Raw genomic sequence first — 22,282 nt, 5'->3', positions numbered from 1 at the left:
AAAAATCAGTGGTGATCGTCACCGAAGACAAAAAACAATGGAAAGTGCCACCAGCTCTGGTCAATGTGGTGAAAAGTGTTTAGTTAATAAATTGGTCCGTCAATACGTCGTAGAGTGAACGGTTACGGAGCTACTAAATCCTGCCAGGGCAGGGAACCAAACTTTTTGTGTGCCAACCACAACCCCATCACAGTGCCGGGCACACCACTGGCTTGATGACCCATCAGACTTAAGTTTTTCACCACCTGCTTGTCGGCATCCAAAAACATATCCTTGTGCGCCGCTGCTGGTGCCGTTTCGCGGTAATCCAGAAAGTAAGGTTTGCCGTCAAACCAGACCAGCATAAAACCACCGCCGCCAATATTACCGGCTTCGGGATAAGTGACAGCGAGGGTAAAAGCCGTGGCTATGGCAGCATCCACCGCATTGCCACCTTTGCGCAAAATTTGCTCTGCCACCAAAGCGCCGTATTGATCAGGAGAGGCGACAGCGCCCTTTAAGGTCGTTTCACTTTGGTTCTGCGCGGTATGGATTGCTTGTGTTGCCTGTCCGGCTCCGGTATATGCGAATAAGCAGAGAACTACGAGTCCGGATAAAAAGCGGTATGTCATAACAAACTCCTTGATGTTTCGTACAGTTCTATCACTTTAAAGTGATAGATAACAAGAGTTTGGCGGGTACCAGAGTCTTTTAACCGGATTTTGTTGGACATCTGACAAATAAATCGCGCAGTTGGGTATTTCTAATGTCGGGCTAGAGGCTTCTGAACTTCTGTACCGGGCGAGACTGCTCCCCCGGCACAGAAGCACCAAAGAAAAAAATATAGTAAGTCTCACTATGACTTCATATTTTGCCTGGCAGAAACATTTTTGCTGTGTAGTAGCTTTATAAACTGCCTGTAGCTCTCTAATGCCGAAGGTGAACGTAGCATTTCGCTATGCTTTGCGTTTTCCACGACGACAAGCTGTTTGAGCTCTGAAGAGCTCTTCTGGAACAGGGTTTTAGGTAAACTTGCAGGTACTTGCTCGTCATCCTCACCAGTAATCATTAAGAGCGGACCTGCGTAGGTGTTTTCCAATACGTTGGTGTTATCCAAAGCCTGTATTTCAGCGTCGATTTTGACTGTGACAAATAGTTTGTAATACCAAGGAAAACGCTCATCTACCCATTCTGAGGCGTTGGTTGCTGTGCCTTGCAACACCAGTGCATCGATAGATTTATTTTTTGCGACCTGAACCGCTACAAATCCTCCAAGAGAAAAGCCATGGACTATTAACCGATCCGGATTCATCTTTGATCGAATAAAATCGAATTGTTGTAATGAATCATTGATCAGACCTTGGACTGAGGCTGTGCCATCCGTTGCCCCCAAACCTCGACGGTCAAATATGACAATGTCCTGTTCCAAAGCTGAAAGTTCCTTCAGCGCTTTTAAACCACCATCCGAAATCTTCATTCCATTGCCTGGAATGTAGTAGATAATGTCGTTGGATTTTTTATTGTCCAGATATAAACCTACCATTGTTGTTTTTTGATCCGTTGATGGCAGTTTCAGCAAAGTAAAAGCATAATCTGGAAATTCTCGTTGCCATGCATTGATATCACTATCGCTGATAGTGGATACCATTTTGTCTTGAGTAATAAAGGTTTTTTCACGGATATAGGCGGTACATCCAAATAATGATGTTATTAGCGTGAGAATGATGACTTTTCTTATCATTAGATATTCCTATTCTGGGATGACTGTGTCTGCGCCAGCACTGAGGTTCGTCTACTCAGCCTTGGCCATGTTTTTTATGTACTAAAGATACTCATAACCTTGAGTTGGTTTTACCTGCAATCCAGCTTTATGGTTTTAAATGATAATTGCCTAAGACAAGAGCTGTCATAACAGAGGATCTCAGGGCAAAGGCGGGGGTAGGTAAAAATAACTGTCTCAACTCTTAGCCCAGGAAATTAGCTTATTAAAGCCAACCAATAAATAAATGCTGACCAGGAACTGTCGGAAAAAATCAAATGCCGGCTGTTCCCAAGGCAACATACCTTGCAGGTAAATATTGTTATAAAAATCTCTTACTGCTAAATAACAAACGAAGAGTAAGTAAGATAAGCCAAAAAAGAAAAAAACTTTAATGACCACTAAGTAAAATGTATTTTTGCTACCTTTTGTAAAAAAAAGCTCTTTACATAACCAATAACCATCGCTTCTTAAAAAAGGGATCAGGTTAAAGAAAGCTTGTATGAGTAACATGTAAGAGAGTAACAGTAAATTTCTATCCCCCCCCAACAGATAAAACGGAATAGCGAGTACCGGGAACAGCAGGATTTGGAAATACACGCCTGCGATCAGGATGGAAACTCGCTCTGATTTCCTCGATAACAGAGCTGCGTCTCTAACGTCCGAGTAAAATGATGGGAAGCAATAGTTGAAACAGACACCAATTTCCGCTTTCTTTCCTGTGTATTTATAAAACGCTGAGCTATGTCCTAGCTCATGAGTGACTCCTGAGAAAAATATATAGACAATGATCATAAGGAGTACGTCATAGCCCATATGTAATGTTGCAGAATGGGTTGCCATTAGTTTTTGAAAGTCAACAGTGGCTATAAATAATACAGTGACGAAGATAACATAGAGTGTAGCTATCTTGAATTTCAATAGGTTTGAGAAGACATTAACCAGAAATTCAAGTGGCCTGCCTTTTACTACGGGGATTAGACTGGAGGTGTGATTAAACTCATCTGCAGACCCTTGTTGTACTCCCTGTTTATAAAAAACGCCCAGGTCAATAAGCTTAGCCAAGTACTTTTCTGGTATTTCTTTTGAAACAACGCCGTCCGAAGATACATATTTTTTTATAGTGCTGAAAATATCTTTCGGCAATTGGAAGTAACGGCCACTCGATGTTTTGATCGCAATGTGATCGCCATTGTCTATAACTTCCGTTGCAACAAACATGTAAATTTCATCTGGAGAGTTCACTATACATAGATCCTAGATGGCTTGAGTGAATGAACACATTCTTGCTAATTCGTCTACTCTTTCAAAGTGTCTGTAGTTTTTCTTCAGTAGTTTTGTGTACTCGCTGATAACATTTTCATGAGAGTCTACGTTTATTTTTTTCACTTTCATTGTTTTGAAATCGTCGCTTACTTCGGGGACTATTAATACAGGCTGTTGCTTCAGTAGTTCAGCAATTCTCATGTAACCAAGTCGGTGTTTGATCTTTCCGAAATAGGTGTCAAACATTGCAAAGCTTTTATCGTCTGAGCCTACTGGCAGATCAACAAGTATAAATATGCAATGGCCTCTTTTTTTTGCTCGCAATACTTTTTTAACGAACAGGCCTGATGGATCTATGACTATGGGTTCCAGCACTTCACCAAATGATTCTGCGCAACGTGCCACCAGGCTAAAATCAATACTTTCTGATGTTAAAATAAATGAAGCGCCACTGTATCCAAGCTTTTTAACGAAATGTAATGGAAGGGTAAAGTATGGTCCGTAATGAAAAACGAAAAATACACTTTCGGCAATAGTATCCATTTCATCAAATGTAACTTCACATTCCTGAAAGAACTTGCTTTCTGAACCTTTTAGCAAGAAGTCAGCGTGTAATCTTCTATATTTTAACCATTCATCAAAATCTTCTTTTAATCCGAGATCTGTTATTTCATCGGGAGCCGAAATTGATTTAACAACATAATTAAAATTCAATCTCTGTTGTTCAAACTTCTCTTTTTTTATGTTCATTATGTAGTAGCTTAAAAGGGAGTTAAACTCCCTTGTTGTTATTTTGTTAAAAATTAGAACGGGGTGCTGCAGCCAACGCCGACTTCCCACTCGTGGTCTACATGTGCTTCAACTTCTTGAATTTCATCAAAATTTAATTCTTGGCTTTCTTGTTTATGTTCCATGGTATTTTCCTTTTTTGGTATAAATGATAATGACATGTGTCACAAGTTAATCTAGTGACCCAGAATGGGTATGTCAATAGATTAATTGTTAAATAATGAATTTTATTTGTAGTTGTAACAGGTTTGTTTTGTCGCTGGAAAAATGTTCTTATGGAACTGCCTAAATAAAGGGGGTACAGGCGGTATTTAGTCGTCTCTATACTTCATTAAGCTTTCGAAGAGGGGTTCTTATATTTTTTAAAGGCTAATTTACTTTTAGACTTACAATCAATTTTTTTTGATGTCATTTTTATCTGAAAAAGGAATGTAGGGGGAGGGAAGGCTATTGGTTGTATGGCGGCCACACTTGAGTCCCACTCAATGTTATATGTAGCTTCGCTTTAATTTTCCACAATTCAGACAGAGTCCTGATAAAGTTGAACCTTTGAGTTCAGGATCAGAGTTGAAGTACAGATATCATGCTACAGCAAGTTGCAGCAGATTCAGGTTTTAACTTGTAAGCCTGATGAATGATCAGAAAGCCTACATCTGAGTAGGCTCTTAGTCTGACGTTCTGTTAATCTGAGTGCGATACCATCAAACTGATACTGTAGTCTTTTTGCTCAGGGTAGAAATTGAAGCCAACGGACTTTTTCACATCAATGTAGTGATCTGTTGTTGCATAGGTTTTCTGCAGGCCAACACCAGCAAAGGGTTTCACTTGCTCAGATAATTCATTGTATTCAAAAAGAACTCGGGTATAGACGCTATGAGTTTGCCCATCGTTGGCATCTGAATACTCTGGATTTGCTGTAGCTACACCTAACTCATACAGGGCATTCCATGCCGGAGACAATGCTTCTTTGTAGCCTAAGCCAACGCCGGTTTGCCAAAAAGAATCAACAGAACCAGTCAGTTCGGAAGCAGTCTGATGTTGAAAAGCTGAGTTAATGTTCAGATAGAATCCATCATCTGCTAAGACCGAAGTTGAACAAAAAACAAGTAAAGCAATTACAGTACGATTCATAGGCCACTCCTTAGTGCTGCTCCCGCTATCCACCAGTAAGCATTCTGGACAATTTTTGCTGATGAGAATGTAACATTGGATTAATCTAAAGACCTAAAATGGGGATGTCAATTGGTAAATTATTGTTGCTTCAAATTCTTTTTGTCCAGCTATACAGCTGTCAGGTAGATGCCAACTTTTTGCCAAGCGAAGGTTGAATGCGTTTAATGTGGTTGATTTTGGGAGAATCTTTAATTGCATGAATGGCTTACTATCGAATAGTCTGGAGTTTGAGTACAACTTCTGACATGGACGTGGTGATGCGTAATTGGATTTTTGGACTGTTATTGTGTTTGGGAGCTGTAGTTACTGCAGCTGAGCAGCCACAAGTTGCACAGGCAGAATTTGAGCAATTTCTGGACGAGTTAATTCAACCGCATATGGACAAAGCTGTACTGTCAAACGTTAGCGTAGCGCTGGTGTATAACAATCAACTTGTTGTCAGCAGGGGGTATGGTTTTGCCGATCAGCCCAACGGACAAAAGCTCGACCCAAGCCAACATTTGATTCGCCCCGGTTCTGTGTCTAAGTTGTTGACCTGGACCGCTGTTATGCAATTGGTTGAGCAAGGGCTGATTGATTTAGATGCGGACATTAATAACTATCTGGACTTCACAATACCATCGCATCCGAGCGGCCCTGTCACTATGCGACATTTAATGACACACAGAGCAGGTTTTGAAGATGTACTGCGGGATTTAATGGCAACCAGCCCAGAGCAGCTGGTCAGCAACGAAGAATGGTTAAAACGTTGGGTGCCACAGCGGGTTTTTGCCGCTGGTACAGTGCCTGCCTATTCGAATTATGGCGCGGCTCTGGCGGGTTATATTGTTGAACGTGTTAGTAAAGTTCCGTTTGAACATTATATTGAGCAACATATTTTTCAGCCTTTGGGTATGAAGAACTCCAGTTTTCGCCAGCCTGTATCCGATGCTTTAGCGGGTCAAATCGCAAAAATTTATGATATTTCAGGCGAAAAACAAGTGCCTTACGATTATATCAGCCCAATACCAGCTGGTTCGTTATCGGCCACAGCTCAGGATATGGGGCTATTTATGGCTGCGTTTTTGGCTGATGCTGCACCGCTGCTGAGTGCTAAAAGTCGTGATCTGATGTTGAGTTACTCAGCCCCGCATGTCGATGGTGTGCCCAGCATGTCTTTGGGTTTTATCAGGGCGGATGAACAGGCACAGCAGATTTGGGGTCATAGCGGTAATACCCGCACTTACCATAGCCACCTGATGCTTATTCCTGAAGTTGGTGCCGGGCTTTTTGTCAGCATAGGTTCTGCAGCTGGCCGCGCTCAAGCGTATGAATTACGTCAGGCGCTAAACACCGCTTTTATTAAAAAATACCTACCAGCCAAAGCAATTGAAACTTTGCTGCATTCCGACCCAGCAGGAGCTAAACAGCGAGCTGATGAAGTGGCAGGTTATTACCAGAATAGCAGGACCAGTTTCAGCACTTTGCTGGCGGTACTTCAGCCTTTGTATCGATTAAAAGTCACGGCCACAGAAACAGGTGACTTAATACTGGCTGGTTATAACAAAGCAGACAATACCCCCTGGTTATGGCGCGAGATTCAGCCTTATTTGTGGCAACAGCATGGCGGACAGGACAAGCTTAGTGCATGGGTGAAACCCAACCAGTCTGTGATGCTCAATATCGGCGCTTTAGCAGCGGTTCAGTCCTGGAATAAGGTTCATCCCTTGGCTAATGCCGCTGTTTTGGTTCCTGTCTGGTGCAGCGCACTGGTGATTTTGTTGCTGGCTGTGCTGAAACTGCCTTACTTGTGGTTCAGGTATAAAAAGCTTTGGTTGCAACAAACCGGAGCCATCGCAGTGATAGCTGTAGCTTGTTGTGCGCTGGCATTGTTTGCAGGCTTAGCGTTGTTAAATCAGGCGCTGGATGGGATCTACAGTTTTGCACCTTCTGATCTGCTGATCCGGGCTGCGCAGTTGTTATGCTTTCTTGCAGTGATCGGAATGCTCCCAGCATGGCTCTTGTTAAAACAAAGTATTGCATCAGGTATCTGGCTACAACGAATACAACATGGGTTGACCCTGCTGGCATTTTTGTTTATTGCTTCCTATCTTGCTGTCTATAACTTGTGGTCTGTGCAGCTTTATTACTAGTTGACTATAGATCGGAGCCAATAATGCTCATTTCTTAATTTAACGCAGTGGGAGCATGTCAGATGCTAAGTCTGACGATCCCTCCGCAATCCAACCGACCCTCCGGTGCTTTAAACGTGAATTGGTTTTTACTACCTTTTGTTTGAGGATGTTTTTCTATAGCTTGGTTTTTTGCTTTTCGCTCAGGTATTTACGCTTATGAAATTAACAGCCTATTGCGGTGCTTTGTTTTTACTGGGGTGCCTGTCGGTGCAGGCACAGGTGCAGGATGAGCAGATCAATCAGTCTTTGTCGCTGCGCGAGCAGTGGATCCATTTAACCCGGGATTTGATGTTCGAACCTGAATGGGCTGCAGAGGGCCATCAGTTTCATTACAAGCTAAGTGTGGAGGGCGGTTTTCAGTTTTTCCGTGACTCGGTGCAAAAGGCTAAGCCTGAGCTGGCTTTTGATCATCAACGGATAAGCAGGGCGCTGAATCAGGCAACGGGTCAGTCGTTTAGTGCTTTGCAGTTGCCTTTTGACCGCTTTAGCTACAGCGAAAATGACCAAAGCATAGAGTTTTATTACGACAGCAAAAACTGGAGTTGCCAGCTGGATGGGACGCTTTGTAAAGCGATGGAACGCCAGGGACAGCCTAAGGCTTTTGGTGTGGTCAGAGACTTGCGGATTGAGGCTTATAACCCGCTGCGCAGCTCACCGGATGGCGCTTACACAGCGCAGATTGTGGCGCATAACCTTGTGATCAAACACAAAGATGGCCGCATTCAATACCAGAGCAAGGATGGTTCAGCCGTAGATTTTTATGATGCGCAGTCGATTCAGTGGGCTCCGGACAGTTCGGCGTTGCTGGTGATGAAAGTCAAACCCGGCACAGCGCGTATGGTCACCCGCGTATTGTCCTCTCCTCTGGATCAACTGGAACCTAAAACTCTGACTCAGCTTTACCCTAAACCCGGTGATGCTGTGGACATAGACCAGCCTGTGCTGGTGCAGCTTGATGCAGGCAAAGCGCAGCGGATTGATAACCAGCTGTTTAGTCAGCCTTATACATTGGATCAGGTGCAGTGGCAGGCCGATAGCCAGAGTTTTACCTTTCGCTACACCGAGAGGGGACATCAACTGGTCCGTGTGATTGAGGTGGATGCAAAAACGGCGCAGCCAAAAGCCTTGCTGACCGAGCGCAGTCAGAGCTTTATCGACCAGTGGGGCGCTTTTTATCAGACTCTGTCAGGGCCTGAGAAAGGTTTTGTCTGGTTGTCGGAACGGGATGGCTGGGCGCACTTGTATCGGTATGACAACAAGGGCCAGTTGATCAATCAGATCACCCAAGGCAACTGGCGGGTGCGTGACGTAATGCATCTGGATGAAAAAACACAGCAGTTGTGGTTTGCCGCCAGTGGTATGGAGCCAGAGCAAGACCCTTACTTTATTCATTATTACCGGATTAATTTTGATGGTACTGGCCTGACTGCTTTAACGACCGCTAATGCCACGCATCAGGTTAGTTTTTCCGCCGACCGGCAGTATTACATCGACTTGTATTCGCGGGTTGATTTACCCAATGTGGCGGAATTGCGCCGCAGCAGTGACGGTCAGTTAATCCGTACCCTGGCTAAAGCCGATATCAGCCGTTTGACTCAGGCTGGCTTTAAAGCTCCAGAAGTTTTTGTCGCCAAAGGCCGGGATGGCAAAACAGATATTTGGGGCTTAATAGTGAAGCCACAACAGTTTAAACCGGAGCAGAAATACCCTGTGATAGAAAATATCTATGCCGGACCCCATGACAGCTTTGTACCAAAAAGTTTCTGGCCCTTTGGTTTTCATTCGGGCGGCGATAAAGTCATAGGGATGCAGGCGCTGGCTGACTTGGGTTTTGTCGTGGTGCAAATTGATGGTATGGGCACGAAAAACCGCTCAAAAGCTTTTCATGATGTGGCCTGGAAAAATCTGGCCGATTCAGGTTTTCCGGATCGGATCCTCTGGCATAAAGCTGCTGCAAAGCAATTTCCCTGGTACAACATGGCGGCAGGAGTTGGTATTTATGGCGCATCAGCAGGTGGGCAAAGTACAGTAGCAGCCTTGTTGTTTCACCCCGAGGTTTACACTACCGGTGTGGCTTATGCCGGTTGCTACGACAACCGTATGGATAAAATCAGCTGGAACGAGCAGTGGATGGGGTACCCTGTTGGGCCTCATTATGCGGCGTCTTCTGTGACTGAGCATGCAGAGTTGCTACAGGGGAATTTGCTACTGATCAACGGTGAGCAGGACAGCAATGTCGACCCGGCTTCTACCATGCAACTGGTGAATGCGCTGATTAAAGCTGATAAGGACTTTGATTTGTTGCTGGTGCCGGGGGGCGAGCATGCGGTAGGGCGTTCTGTTGGACCCATTCGTTATGTGCAGCGTCGCCAGTTCGATTTTTTCCAGCGTCATTTAAAGCAGCAAAGCTCTGACAGCAACAAAAGTCAGCTGTAAATAAAGCCTTTGTGCTGAAATTGTATTGGCTTATCTTTAAGTGCAGTGCCACTGTTCAGCGTATTTTCACTACGCATTCTGGCTGAGTGTCCTGCACTTTTTCTGCCCCGTTTTTTGTTATTGATCCCTGCTCTTAGTCTTTGCCCGTTCAGATCTGCGTTTCTTTTTTGAAAAACCTTCCTTTTTCCATAATAGCAACTAAAGTTTTCGAAACAGGTAAAAATGGTACGACAAAACCAGAACCTCCTGTGGCTCAAAAGATAGTGATAACCCCCCAATGGAAGGAATAACGCAGATGAATATCTTAAAAAAACTAGTGATCAGCAGTGTGGTCCTGGGTGCGTTTGCGCAGCACATGGCGCAGGCAAATCAGGCGTATAACAACTCTGCTGCGGCAACAGCGGCATCCGCTTGTGCTGTTGATCCTAACTGGTTGACGAACCCATCTTTGCCTGCTGAAGTGAAAAAAAGTGGCTCAGATGGCAGCTCCAATTTCTGTGACTTTTATCAGTTTTCTACCCAAACCTTTTTGTATTTAATGTCACAAAACAGCAACGGACAGCGCAATTTTCAGGTACAGGCGAATTTCCCTGTGCTGGAGTTTAATGCCGATGGCACGCCAGCCAACTCGTGCGATAACACTATTACAGGGCCCGTGTTAAGAACCAGCTTGTTAAAAGCCGGAGCTGGCACTTCGGTGACGACAGGCCAGGCCGGCGGTGGCGCTACTATTTATGCGCAGGATGGCAATGTGGTGTATTACGACGTACGTTTTAATAGGGCACTTTGTGGTTTAACCGGCAGTGCTGTGGAGCTGCAAAAACAGAATACGAAAAATTTTCCGGCCGGCACTATGGAGCTAAAATTTGGCTGGAAAGTGTTATCAGATGCTGAAGTTGCCGCTAATACTTTTGTCACCCAAAAACAAAGTATTAATGGCAAAAATGTGACTTTGGGATTAGCGGGAATGCACATGGTGACTGCCACCAAAGACCATCCTGAATTTATCTGGACGACCTACGAGCATGTCAAAAATACCCCTACTTGTGAGGCACCAAATGCGCAAAACAGCACGGCCTGGACTTTTGCCAGCGCAAGTTGCACTGCAGCATTGCCTGGCTCAGCAGACCCAGGCAATGCCTGTAAGTTTAATCAGCCGCTGAAAAAACAAACCTCGCCTACTGGTGTGCCTACTAATATTTGCAGGGTTCATCCTTACGGCACCGCATCGGGCGATCCTAAAGCTGCAGAAAACCTGAGTGATGTCACCACGCAAAACAGTGAGTTACTGAGTTTGTTGTCACAACCTACCACACCAGCAGCGATGAAAGTGCTGACCAATTATTTTACCGTCGGCGCTCTTTGGGTCAGTGATATCAGTCAAAGTTCGGGTGGAATAGGGGTTCCCAATGAACGTGGTTCGTTACGTTTAGCGAATTCAGTTGCAGAAACTGATTATCAGCATGTGAACCTGAACAGCAATTTTGCCAGTAACTGTTTTGGCTGCCATAACTATGCCGGTACAGCACAAAGTGTCAGTAATAACATCACTACTCAGGCGCTTAGTCATATTTTTAAAGACATTAAAATAGGGCAGGGCGAAAACATTGATGTGACGTCCACGACCACTATTGGTAATAACAGCATGGCTTCGGCTATTTGTCAGGGCACGGCAGCTCAGCCTGGTGTCTGCCCCAGTACTGCCAGTTATCTGAAATGGAATGGCAACTGGACCAACGCCAATGCCAGCGCTGGCTCTGTCTGTGGCTGTACCGGGATCTAAGGCAGATAGCTCAGACTAACTGCACAATCCTAGCCAGCATCAAGCCACTGTTTTATAGTGAAAACAGTGGCTTGATACGTTTAATGACAGCGCATTCCCTCAGTAACCAGCACAGCGAAATACGGTGTTGTCTCTTGATTCTTTGTTGCCTCAGGTCCACAGTTGATCAAAGAGTGCGGCTGGAATGCAGGAGTAAAACCAGCATGAAAATGATCTATACCCATGAAAACAGACTGATTGTCAGCAATATCAGAAATATTCTGCAACGCCGTGGTTTTGAGGTGTTTATCAAAAACGAACATGCGGTCAGCCTGATCGGTGAGGTCTCTGCGTTTGATAGCTGGCTGGAGTTATGGCTGGTGGACGAAAACGATTACGCCTTAGCCAGCATGATTTTAAATAACCTGAAACTCGATAGCGAAGCCGACGACTGGCACTGCAGCAAATGCGCAGAGGAAAACGCCGCTTCTTTTGAGTTGTGCTGGAATTGTGGTACTGAGCAGGGCTGAGTGTGTGATTTTATTGCGGTCAATAGCTTTATAACCTGTTGTTGCTTCAGAAAAAAGTTGTTTGAAGTGACCAAATCAGGCAGCATCTGGCATTAAGTAAATCTACAAGAGACTAAGATGTCACTGTCAGTAATGCGTCAAGGTGACTCAAACTGAAAAGGATTTTTATGAAAAAACTAAATGTTCTGCCCGCACTTTTTATCACTGCTATGGTTTTATCGGCATGTTCGTCAAACACTGAGGTGCAGAGTCAGAAAAAGACGTCGAAGCAATATCAGCAAGAGTTGGAAAAACAACTTGCGCTGTCGAAGCAACGGGAACAACAAAACTATCAGCTGTATACCTCAGACTGTATTACCGGATTATCTGAACTGTCCTGGACCAGTGAGCTTTACCGTGGCGAGTTGATGGATAAAGCTTACCAGCAATGTATGAGTCAATTTCGTGCCGGTATGAATGAAGACGAATTTCACAAAGCAGTGATTCAACAATTGCCTTCATCCCGTCTTTGGTTTGATAGTGCCTTGTGGTTGCAGCAGAAAGGCGAGCTTGCTCCTTTACTGCAACAGCTATGCGTTGCAAAAGCCGACTCAAAAAATAAAATTTTGTACTTACCTCGTTTGCGTTACCCGATACCTGCAGCTCGTGATGGTCTTGAAGGCAAGGTTGAAGCCAGCGTAAGGTTTGATGCCAATGGTTTTTTCAAAGAGGTCATTGAACTGAAAGGAACTCCTGAGCGGGTTTTTGATCGTGAAACCAAAAGGCTGCTTGAAAAATCTGTGGCTTGTACCTCAGGACAAGAGTTAGAGCAAAGCTTAACTATCAATTTTACGCTGGATCATACTCAATCCTGATCCTCTGATGTGCTCGACTGGCTAGGCCATATTTTCGCGCTTGCGTCTGATGATCTAATGGTACAGCTACAGCTTGATCGTAGGCTTTTCTTTGTGTCACTTTTTGCTTTGGCAGCTCCTTGCAACAAAGCAGAATTGATAAAACAGAACTAGCTGGAGTTGCAGTGAAATGAACTGTTGGACGGGATGAACCCGTCCTTACAGTTATTGTTTTGCCTGTTGCACTATAGCCCGCACATCCTGAAGCAGTTGCTGCGCGTCGTAGACTACACCGTCTTTGATGGTGTAACGCACGCCTTTGCTGCGCTCCGGTTCATTGTTGGCATTTAAGCGATAATGACCTGTGCCATACAGCACTTTAAAATTCGCCAGCGGGTTTTCCGCCACTATCACCATATCGGCTTTTTTACCCGGCACTAAGCTGCCTATGTCTTTTTCCATACCCAAAGCTTCGGCGCCATTTAAGGTGGCAACCTGTATCACTTCCAGCGGATTAAAGCCTGCTTCGCGCAGCAGTTCCAGTTCCTGAATATAAGCGAAACCATAAATTTTATAGATATAGCCTGCATCAGAGCCTGCTGTGACACGGCCGCCATGGTTTTTGTAGTCATTTAAAAACTGGAACCAAATGCGGTAGTTTTCGCGCCAGGCGATTTCCTGATCGGTGGTCCAGTCAAACCAGAAAGAACCATGAGCATAACGGTTAGGTTTAAAGAAGTTGGCTAAAGTCGGCAGGGTATAGTCCTGGTGCCATTCGGCATTACGCTGCGCACTGGCATCCCGTGTTGCCTCATAAATGGTTAGTGTAGGGTTGATGGTGAAGTCCAGTTTGATCAGTTCATCCCGCACTGCATTCCACTTTTCTGAACCAGGCGCTGCGGCTTGTTTCCATAGGTGTCCCGCGTTGGCGAATCTGTCCTGCTCGTTCTGATAGTTGTAGTTGGCTGGATAATTCTGGATCACCTGACCGGTAAAGAGTGCTTCGGGCAAACCATACCAATGCTCCATCGAAGTTAAACCCATACGAGCGCTGTCCAGCGCATTAGTGCCCATCACATTTAGCTGCGCATGATGCATCATAGTGCCGAGCTGCTGTTTTTTCGCTTCATCCAAAGCGGCCGAAATAATAGCCGGGGTGGAGCCAAAAAATTTAATGCCAGCGGCGCCTGAGTCTTTAATATCACGCACCCAATCCCGGGCTTGTTCCGGGCTAAACACGGGTTTACTCAGGCCCTGACCAAAGCCGATATAAGGCACAATACGGGGCGCCACTATGCTGTTTTTCTCTGAAGCTTTGACATGGCGCATAGTCCAGTCGACGCCATTAAAGCTGCCGGGCTCGCGCACTGTGGTAATGCCATGCGCCAGCCAGAGTTTAAATACATATTCGGCCGGAGTGCCGTTGGCTGAACCGCCAATATGACCATGCATATCAATGAAACCCGGCAGAATGTACATACCGCTGACATCCATTTCCTGATCACCGGCGAAAGCCTTAGGCCTGCCCTCCGGCAAGACAGGCACGCCTGGATTACCTACAGCCGTAATTTCTGTGATGCGATCCTTTTCAATCACTATATCGACAGGGCCAACAGGAGGTGCACCTTCGCCGCTGATATAAGTACCACCCCGTAAAATCAGCCGCTTATATGGGCCTTCGCCTCTGTCACGTTCTGGTGCTGATGGCGTTCGTTCTGTGGTGGCCGCTTCGACGGTCGCTGGTTGAGCAAAAAGTGTCAGCAATAAAGCGGTGCCGACAAAAGGCAAAATGCGCATAGTTTTTCCTTATTATTTTGTTATGTTGCATAGGCTGTAAACCACTATGGCAAGGCGCAGAGCTGGCTGCAACTGAATAGGTTTAAAGGGATAAATTCAGCGATAACTGTGGGCCATGCTGTGAAAAATTAAGCATGGCCCAGCACGTCAGAGTTTAATCGGGTTAGATGCGCCCAAACCCGGGCCATAGACAATAGCGTTTAGCAGTAAACGTTCTGTACCTTTGGTTGCACCGCGAACCACTGGCTGACCAGCAAACAGAATGACCTGGCCATTGCCTTTACTTTCACGCGTCAGATACGCTGCGTTAGTGACGCGTTGCGCCGCTTCAGGCCATAACAAACCGCTCATCCGCACCCGTACATCCTGACCCGCAGGCAATGTTGACCAGCCGAGTTTACGGGACGGCACCATTTTATTTTCTGTCATCACACCAATACGCACTGCGGCTTCAGACTCGTCATCGGACATCAGCAGCGGATGGTTACTGAACAACAAAGGCAGCTGATTTTCACTACCAAAAGTGAGCCAGTGTTTCTGATCCACCCGTCCGGCCAGAATGGCGCCTGATGGCATAAAGTGAGCTGACCATTGTTCCCAGATTTTTAGCTGATCTTTATCCAGCCCTTTGCTTTTCTCATCGGCAAGCCAGGGCAGGCTAATGTGTTCAGGCACCAGATAACTATTGATGGCCGCTTTATTGGCCAGGGTAGTCTGACTGGCTAACCACTCACGTTGCAAAGACAAATCATATTTGGCTGCGTCTTCAATAGCTGCGGCCAGAGGTTTGACTGTAGACAAGCCTCCAGCCATCACCTGTGTTGTTGCACCGTCCACACTGATTAAGGTACCACCTGCTTCGACCCAGCTTTTTAACGCCGCACTCGCTGAAGGATCAAGTTTGGCCATCATATGTGGCAGCACTATCACGTTGTACTGACGTAAATCTGCTCTGGTTAAAGCGGCCAGATCCAGATGGCTGTGACGAATGCCTAAATGCGTATCGACCATATGCCAGATAGCGCCAAAATCCAGCTGGCTGACGCCACTTTGGCCGACAATAGCCAGTTTGGGGGCCTGCAATAAGCGGAAATGTGCGCCTCCGATATCAGGTAAATCGCCATCTCCTAAGCCTTGAGTCAGATTGTGTAAGTCGGTATGAACATCAGCCGCTGCAGTCATAACCTTGTCTGCTAAATCAGCATGTTGAGGATTGTCACTACGAAGCACAGTGACAGTACCTCTGTTAAAGACTACAGAACCTAATTGGCCCGCCTTGTCGATTAAACGCACCTGCACTCCTTGTTCCATCAGGCGTGCTGCAAAGGCAACTGAGGCATCGTCGTCGCCATTGACCAGCCAACCGAGGTTTTCATCTTTGGCTGCAACCTGTAGCGCAGCAGGTTCGTAGGCTTTGACGTTATCGCTAATTTCTTCGCCTACTTCCAAAGCGGTTAAACCCAGCATCATGGTCATATTCCAGGCTGTGTTGTCGTACATCAAAGAGCTGCCATCGCGCAAGGTACGCTGGTACTCTTCCAGCAGCACTTCGTCTTTAATGTTGGCATTAAACTCCAGAATAGCGTTGAGTAAACGGGCCTCGCTTTGGCGGGCGTTGATCACTATTGCTCCCTTGGGGAGGTTTTTCTGCGTAAAGCTTTGTCCTAGTTGATCAACCACCCGTTTCACTGAAGTGGGGGCTGTCAGTTGCAGCACTTCAATATTCTGTGCTTGCAGCAAAGAGACAAAATGCTCCAGCCTTTTGCGGTTGGCTGTGGGCAATACGACATAACTTTTGTTGGCATAAGGGCTGTCCGCTGACGCGACTAATTGGCGGTCTTGAACAAAATCGCGGTACATGGCTTTGCTGTTGGCGGCGAGGGTTTTCAGGTTGGCGATAGAGCTCACCAACTGATGATGCACCGACTGCTGATAAGTGCGGACAATGCCATTGTTCAGTTGAATACCATCTTCGGCAGTGCGGGCTTGTTCATACAAAATATGCACTGCACCACGGTATTCGGCATAGTTGGAATATCCTGGATAGAGATTTTCAAACCACTCGCCTGTGTAGTAAGTCCAGTTATTTTGATCAAAAGCTGCCGCCTGATCGGTGGCAAAAATTTTGCCCCACTTATGCTTACTCTGTGGAATATTGCTGTTAATAGGTTCGCGCGACGGGCCAAACAGGAAGGTGTCGTCGCTGCCCATTTCATGGCCGTCGATCATCAGTTGCGGATACCACTGATTAATCAGCGCGACCCGGCCACGGGTTTCAGGCGCCTGCAGGAAATAGAAGTCGCGGTTTAAGTCGTAGTAATAGTGGTTCGAACGGCCAAAAGGCCAGACTCCGGTATGCAGCATCGACTGACCGTCGACATTAGGTGCTGTGCCTCTGTGCTGTTCCAGCATCTTGGTGAAACGGGCGCGGCCGTCCGGGTTCATCATGGGGTCAACTAACACCACCATATTCTCAAGCATTGCTGTGATTTCAGCATCATCTGCGGCAATCAACTGGTAAATCAAAGCCAGAGCGGCATCCGCACCTGAAGACTCATTACCGTGAATGGAATAAGCCATCCAGGCGATAGCAGGCAATTCTTTAATGGCTTTTTCTATGTCGCTGGACGATTTGCCTTGAGGTTTTGCCAGCATTTGCACTTTTTGTTGAATATCCGGTAACGCAGCCAGATTTTTCGGTGTCGAAATAGCCAATAGATGCAGTGGCCGGCCTTCATAACTGGTGGCGTATTGTTGGTACGAAATACGGTCACTCTCTTTGGCCCAAAGTTTAACCAACTCATTAATTTGTTCTGGTGTAGCGGTGCGCTGGCCAACCGGAAACCCGAGCACCTTTTCCGGTGGCGTAATGGCTGGATTGACTTTTTCCGGTGTCAGCGCATGTGGGTAATTCAGCGTTGTGGCTGCTGTAGGTTTCATTAACACTGCCGCCTCTGAGCTGACTGTTACAAAAGCACAGCACAACAGGCTGGCTGGCAGCAGTGTTTTAAATAAAGGGATAGACTTTGTTGTTTTCATTAGTGTTTTATCTCTGTCGATTGGAATTTTTGGCTCGTCAGGCACAGGCCTAACCGTTACCATAGCAAAGTTGCATAAAAAGCATACAAGGCAACCTGTGCTACAGTGGAAATTGCGACCGAAGGTGATTTTCTTTGGTTAAAACGATGAATTTATAACGCCAGACGGCGCTGAGCCATTGAGCGTTGATCACTTTGGCAAGAAAGCTCTGGTTTGTCTGACGTGCGTTGGGATAGCATAAAACATCATTTTTACAGACAAGGATAAAATTATGGAATTGCTCGTAAATCTGCTGGTTCTGCTGGTGGCATTGCTGCATCTGTATTTTCTGGTGTTGGAGATGTTTTTATGGGACAAACCTAAAGGGATGAAGGTGTTTGGCCTGACGCCGGAAAAGGCGGCCGTGACCAAAGTGATGGCTGCTAATCAGGGGGTGTACAATGGGTTTCTCTCAGCTGGTTTGCTGTGGGGGTTGTACCAGGGCAAGGCAGGTATCGACGTTCAGGTATTTTTTCTGTTGTGTGTGATCGTAGCTGGCATCTATGGCGCGATGACGGTAGGTAAAAAAATCCTATATGTGCAGGCGCTGCCAGCGGCAGTGGCTTTAGTCTTGTTGTATTTAACCTTTATGTAAAAGCCGTTTAGCGTTTAATGCAGATAAAAAGTGCATTACCTGAATGCTTGTCCCATGCAGCAATTTTTTCGTAGTTATGCTCAAGAATATGCACTTCAAAATAAGGGCAAAGTAAGAGTTCCAGCTCTGCAAAACTAACAGCCACCATGGGGTGTTGGTCTTGCCAGAGTTGTTTCAAATCTGTCGTAGTTTTTTCAATACTTAAGTTCAGCGTTTGTCTGTCGCCCATGCCGCTGTAATTCCAGCCGGATTCGAATACAAAATGGCTATCGTCAAATACAGCGCTGTGTCGTACATAAGAGTTGTTGTCGATTTTGTCTTTGTCTACCGCATTAAAACAAAACACTCCACCTGGTTTTAGTGCGTTAAACACACTATCGATACAGGCCTTAAGATTTTTTATGCTGGCGCTGTAGTGAATGGAATACAAAAAACAGGTAATTAAATCAACGGGTTCAGCCAGTGTAAAATCACACATATTTTGCAGCATAAAGCTGGCTTCAGGGCAACGTTGCTGCGCTTTATCCAGCATGGGCTGGTTTAGATCCAGTCCGCTGCTTTGATACCCCGCATCGAGAAAATGCCGGATATGAGGCCCGGTGCCGCAGGCTAAATCCAGATGGGTTCGGCCATCACCACCAAAAAACTGATGCAACCGGCGCGCACTCTGACTTTGCGCCTGATAGTCAATATCAGCACACATCAGGTCGTAATAACCAGATAAATCTGTGTAAAGCGCGTTGGATGAGTGCATAGCTGGGTTTTAACTGGTCAAATTTTCGGCCGCGCATCATATATCAGTTTGGTGTTTTTGCGAAGCTCAGAAGGCACTGAAAGGCTGTGATTTCATCAGCCAGTTGCGAAGGCGACGAAAAAAAGCTTGCTTAAAGGGTCCTGATAACGAGATCCTATAGTCATACCTATAGTTTTAATCAGGTATCAGGCCGAATCTGCGGCAGATACATCAAGGAGATCTCATGTCTAAACCTAAAAGCCGTCGTTTACAGAAAAAACTCTATTTGGGTGAATTTACTGAATACGGTTTTCAGTTGTCCTGTGACTTAGGACTGGAGTCTGAGCAGGACTTCAGCAAATTGCTGGACCAGTTTATTGCTCTGATTGAAAGTCGTGATCTGGTGATGGCCGGTGGTGGTGACAAAACTCAGTTTGAAGCTTTTATTTGGTCGGCACACCGTTATGGCTCTGCGACACAGGACGATATCAAGGTGATCAGCGACTGGTTTAAAGCGCTGCCTTCTGTCGCTAAATTGCAGGTCAGTGAGCTGGTCGATGCGAACTACGGTGTAAGTTTCTAAATTAGCAGTTCGCTCTGAAACAGTAAGAACCCGGCTTTGGTCGGGTTTTTTTATGGCATATCCATATAAGTCTGAGGCTGAGTTGAAGCCCTGAACTGACTGGTGCTGCAGTCACCTTGCTCTTGGCCGTGTTTTATGTCTGAAGTACGCCTGGTCCACAACATTTTGTGTTCATCCGGCTTAAGTTTGAGTTCATCAACAATTGCTATTTTCTGTAAGGACTCGCAGGTTCTGATGAAGGAGATAGACATGAGGCTTAAATCTACAGGTTGTTATGCCTTAGTTGCTGCAGCTCTGGCAGTGACCACTGTGATGGCTGTTGCTCCTGCTATGGCTCAAACCGCAGCCAGCTGTAGCGCTTTAAAAGGCTGTGAACAAAAATTTTGTGAAATAGAAACTCAGTTGAGTTTGGCCAGGCAAAGTGGTGACACCAATCAAGTCACTGGTTTGCAAATGGCATTGGACAATGCCAGAACCAGCTGTGACGACAGCCGCCTCAAAGAGGCTTTGAATGCCAAATTAGCTGAAGCCAATCAAAAACTGGTACGTTATCAGGTTGATTTACAGCAGGCTGAGCTGGACGGTCAAAGAGATAAAGTATTGAAATACCGTCAAAAGCTGGAAGAAGTCACCAGTGACATTCACAGATTAAAACAGCAGTTGAGTCAGTTGGAACAGCTGCCGCAGTGATTGACATAGTCTGACAAAGCTCAGGCGCTAGTGCGCCTGAGCTTTGTTCAGTGCGGTGATTTCGCCGGTTTGCATATTCAGCATAAAATCACTGTTCGGCTGACCTTGTAAAAAACCATGGATGATCTGAAATAAAGCGGCAAACTGATGCTGACTGTACTGTGGCAAAGTCCACTGCGGCCAGTCCGCCTTGTTGTGGTTAGCTGTTATTTTCGCTTGTTGCAGCTGCGAGGTAAAAAAGCCGTACTGTTTTAACCGTGCTGCTGGGATATCCGGCAAAGCCAGCTCACCGGCGTTTTGTAAACGATAAAAATCCAGCACTAAGTCAAAACCAGTCCATGTTGTCAGGTCGTCCAAGGTTATTTCTGCCGCTAATGCCTGCAGCTGGGCTTTTTGTCTGGCTTGTTGCCAGGCCTGGCTTTGCGTGAGTTGCTGCAATAGATCCGGTGAAAATTGCCCCAGTGTGACTTGGCTGTCCAGTTGAGACAGTATCAGCATTTGTTCGCCGTTTAATGCCAGCAGAAGCTTGCGTAGTTCATCCGGCCAGTCTTTGGGTAAAAAGCGCAAACGGGTGAGTTCACGCAAATGGCCGTTGGCAAATTCGCGGTAGTTTTTGGCTTGAAGCAAACTGGCATCCCACACTGGCTTTTTGTCTTGTTTGAGTTGCTGCCATTCATGTTGATAATGTGCAAATAACTGATTAAATCCAGGCACATGGTCCAGCTTTATGGTTTGCACTTTCACCTGCTGGGCGCTGGTCAGGGTCAGTAACTTATAGGCCGGAACATAAGCGGCTAAAGAAGGGGCCTGGATATTCACCAGACTGGCTCCACTCTCTGACTTCACCACTGCGGTATTGTTTAAATGCATATGGCCGGCTATGTGCAACTGTACGCCCAGGTCGGCTAATTGCTGGCTGATATGCTGCTTAGGGCTGCGTGATAACTGACCGCGCTCTTCACCTAATAAGTTGGCTATATGCTGCGTCTGTCCCTGATAAAACTCAATCATAGGGTAATGGCTGAAGGTAATGAGTGTTTTACCCTGAGCTTTAGCGCGCACAGCCACCTGTTTTACCCAGGCCATCACTTGTGGTTTGTAATCAAACATGGCGTTGTAACCGGCATTGCCAGAGCCTTCAAAGGCCGTTGCTTCATTACCTTTGCCCTGATAACCAGCTTTAGGTTTGTAGACATTGGCATCTATCGCCAATAACCACAGATCGTTGACAGGCTCCACCAGATAACTGGCGTCCGGAATTAAATGGCAGTTGCTATAGCCTGACTTTTTGTAACGTCCACCTGCGCCTTGCTGACAAATTTCAAACTGGCGTTTGCCGAAATCAGACTGAGCTAAAGCATTTTCGTAGCTATAGTTGGCTGAAGAATAAGAGCTGTAGGGAGTTTCCCAATACAGATCTTCTGCTTTGGGGTAAAAACCAAAGTCAGCAAGTTCAGTGGTGAGTTCGCTATAGCCCAGTTCTCTCACTTCTTCAGTGCAAATGACGGCGCTGGTTTTGCTGGTGCAAGGTTCAGAACCAGGGCTAAAAATAGCTAAAGGCCGGCTGTCTTGGCCTAAATAATCGGCTTTACCTGCAGGCTGGGCAAAAGGCCGCACTGGATCGTGATTGCCCAATGTCAGTAAAAACTTCAGACCATGGGTCTTATTGTAGTGCTGCAGCATACGTTTTAAACCGCGGATATGCAGGCTCTGGCCGTCGTCACTGAAATCACCGGGCAGTACCACAAGTTTAACGTTACGGCGCACGACATCATCCAAAGCAGCCTTTAAGGCAAAGTAGTTTTCATTAAAAAGCCGGGTGGATTGCAGCTGAGCCGCCATAGTGCGGATGGTTGCGGCTTTGTGTGTACCTGGAATTCCTTTAAAACTGCCGTCGTTAAATTCGGCATACACATCATGAAAATGAATATCAGGTAAAAAGGCAATTTGTGTCGGGGCACTTTGTTCTGCTGCCACTATAGGTAAATAAAACAGAGCCAATACAAAGCAGAGCAGGGCTGTTTTCATCAGTGATGTTTCCTTCGACGACGAATAAAAAAGGCCACAGCGTGGCTGTAGCCTTTGTAATTTTATTGTTTATACCC

The 22,282-nt window shown here is 46.0% G+C and carries 17 protein-coding genes; 8 read left to right on the top strand and 9 right to left on the bottom strand.

The window, feature by feature from the left end:
- Positions 1-122: 122 nt before the first annotated feature.
- From IEW88_RS12010 to IEW88_RS11990, 5 genes are all read right to left on the bottom strand, one after another.
- Positions 123-611 (bottom strand): gamma-glutamyltransferase, encoded by a 489-nt coding sequence (locus tag IEW88_RS12010; RefSeq protein ID WP_229670458.1) that lies wholly within the window; start codon positions 609-611, stop codon positions 123-125.
- A 224-nt stretch (positions 612-835) separates the two neighbouring features.
- Complete coding sequence (locus tag IEW88_RS12005) at positions 836-1,720, bottom strand: alpha/beta hydrolase (RefSeq protein ID WP_147905201.1); 885 nt, start codon at positions 1,718-1,720, stop codon at positions 836-838.
- A gap of 216 nt (positions 1,721-1,936) precedes the next feature.
- Positions 1,937-2,983, bottom strand: a complete 1,047-nt coding sequence (locus IEW88_RS12000; protein WP_147905202.1) for a zinc metalloprotease — start codon at positions 2,981-2,983, stop codon at positions 1,937-1,939.
- Positions 2,984-2,995: 12 nt separating this feature from the next.
- On the bottom strand, positions 2,996-3,754 hold the full coding sequence (locus IEW88_RS11995) for a hypothetical protein (RefSeq protein ID WP_147905203.1): 759 nt from the start codon (positions 3,752-3,754) through the stop codon (positions 2,996-2,998).
- Positions 3,755-4,474: 720 nt separating this feature from the next.
- Positions 4,475-4,924: an outer membrane beta-barrel protein gene (locus IEW88_RS11990; RefSeq protein ID WP_147905204.1), complete on the bottom strand. Its 450-nt coding sequence runs from the start codon at positions 4,922-4,924 to the stop codon at positions 4,475-4,477.
- Between the two features lie 299 nt (positions 4,925-5,223).
- Between IEW88_RS11990 and IEW88_RS11985 the strand changes: the two genes are divergently transcribed.
- The 5 genes from IEW88_RS11985 to IEW88_RS11965 all read left to right on the top strand — a co-directional run bounded on the left by IEW88_RS11985 (position 5,224) and on the right by IEW88_RS11965 (position 12,722).
- Positions 5,224-7,098, top strand: coding sequence for a serine hydrolase domain-containing protein (locus IEW88_RS11985; protein WP_185148644.1), 1,875 nt, complete (start codon positions 5,224-5,226; stop codon positions 7,096-7,098).
- Positions 7,099-7,296: 198 nt separating this feature from the next.
- Positions 7,297-9,576 (top strand): S9 family peptidase, encoded by a 2,280-nt coding sequence (locus IEW88_RS11980; RefSeq protein WP_147905206.1) that lies wholly within the window; start codon positions 7,297-7,299, stop codon positions 9,574-9,576.
- A gap of 295 nt (positions 9,577-9,871) precedes the next feature.
- Complete coding sequence (locus tag IEW88_RS11975; RefSeq protein ID WP_147905207.1) at positions 9,872-11,359, top strand: mannan-binding protein; 1,488 nt, start codon at positions 9,872-9,874, stop codon at positions 11,357-11,359.
- A gap of 203 nt (positions 11,360-11,562) precedes the next feature.
- Positions 11,563-11,868 carry a putative signal transducing protein gene (locus IEW88_RS11970; RefSeq protein WP_229670456.1) on the top strand — a complete coding sequence of 102 codons (306 nt, stop codon included), beginning with the start codon at positions 11,563-11,565 and terminating at the stop codon, positions 11,866-11,868.
- A gap of 167 nt (positions 11,869-12,035) precedes the next feature.
- Complete coding sequence (locus tag IEW88_RS11965; protein ID WP_147905208.1) at positions 12,036-12,722, top strand: energy transducer TonB; 687 nt, start codon at positions 12,036-12,038, stop codon at positions 12,720-12,722.
- A gap of 204 nt (positions 12,723-12,926) precedes the next feature.
- Here the strand turns inward: IEW88_RS11965 and IEW88_RS11960 are convergent, their stop codons facing one another.
- Positions 12,927-14,498 carry an amidohydrolase family protein gene (locus IEW88_RS11960; RefSeq protein WP_147905209.1) on the bottom strand — a complete coding sequence of 524 codons (1,572 nt, stop codon included), beginning with the start codon at positions 14,496-14,498 and terminating at the stop codon, positions 12,927-12,929.
- Between the two features lie 147 nt (positions 14,499-14,645).
- On the bottom strand, positions 14,646-17,600 hold the full coding sequence (locus tag IEW88_RS11955) for a M14 family metallopeptidase (RefSeq protein ID WP_229670454.1): 2,955 nt from the start codon (positions 17,598-17,600) through the stop codon (positions 14,646-14,648).
- Between the two features lie 208 nt (positions 17,601-17,808).
- On the opposite strand from IEW88_RS11955, the gene IEW88_RS11950 reads away from it, so the two are divergent.
- On the top strand, positions 17,809-18,171 hold the full coding sequence (locus IEW88_RS11950; RefSeq protein WP_147905210.1) for a DUF1304 domain-containing protein: 363 nt from the start codon (positions 17,809-17,811) through the stop codon (positions 18,169-18,171).
- 7 nt (positions 18,172-18,178) lie between these two features.
- Here IEW88_RS11950 and IEW88_RS11945 read toward each other — a convergent pair whose 3' ends face one another.
- On the bottom strand, positions 18,179-18,925 hold the full coding sequence (locus IEW88_RS11945; RefSeq protein WP_147905211.1) for a class I SAM-dependent DNA methyltransferase: 747 nt from the start codon (positions 18,923-18,925) through the stop codon (positions 18,179-18,181).
- 223 nt (positions 18,926-19,148) lie between these two features.
- Here IEW88_RS11945 and IEW88_RS11940 point away from each other — a divergent pair, with 223 nt between their 5' ends.
- Both IEW88_RS11940 and IEW88_RS11935 read left to right on the top strand, forming a co-directional pair.
- Positions 19,149-19,487: a YggL 50S ribosome-binding family protein gene (locus tag IEW88_RS11940; protein WP_147905212.1), complete on the top strand. Its 339-nt coding sequence runs from the start codon at positions 19,149-19,151 to the stop codon at positions 19,485-19,487.
- Positions 19,488-19,736: 249 nt separating this feature from the next.
- Complete coding sequence (locus tag IEW88_RS11935; RefSeq protein WP_185148645.1) at positions 19,737-20,177, top strand: DUF1090 domain-containing protein; 441 nt, start codon at positions 19,737-19,739, stop codon at positions 20,175-20,177.
- A 27-nt stretch (positions 20,178-20,204) separates the two neighbouring features.
- Here the strand turns inward: IEW88_RS11935 and IEW88_RS11930 are convergent, their stop codons facing one another.
- Complete coding sequence (locus tag IEW88_RS11930) at positions 20,205-22,205, bottom strand: metallophosphoesterase family protein (RefSeq protein ID WP_147905214.1); 2,001 nt, start codon at positions 22,203-22,205, stop codon at positions 20,205-20,207.
- Positions 22,206-22,282 lie beyond the last annotated feature (77 nt).

The organism is Rheinheimera tangshanensis, from assembly GCF_014645135.1.
In the GTDB taxonomy this organism is placed as follows: domain Bacteria; phylum Pseudomonadota; class Gammaproteobacteria; order Enterobacterales; family Alteromonadaceae; genus Pararheinheimera; species Pararheinheimera tangshanensis.
The sequence above is the reverse complement of the archived record's forward strand: the minus strand, read 5'-3'. Positions and strand labels throughout refer to the sequence as shown.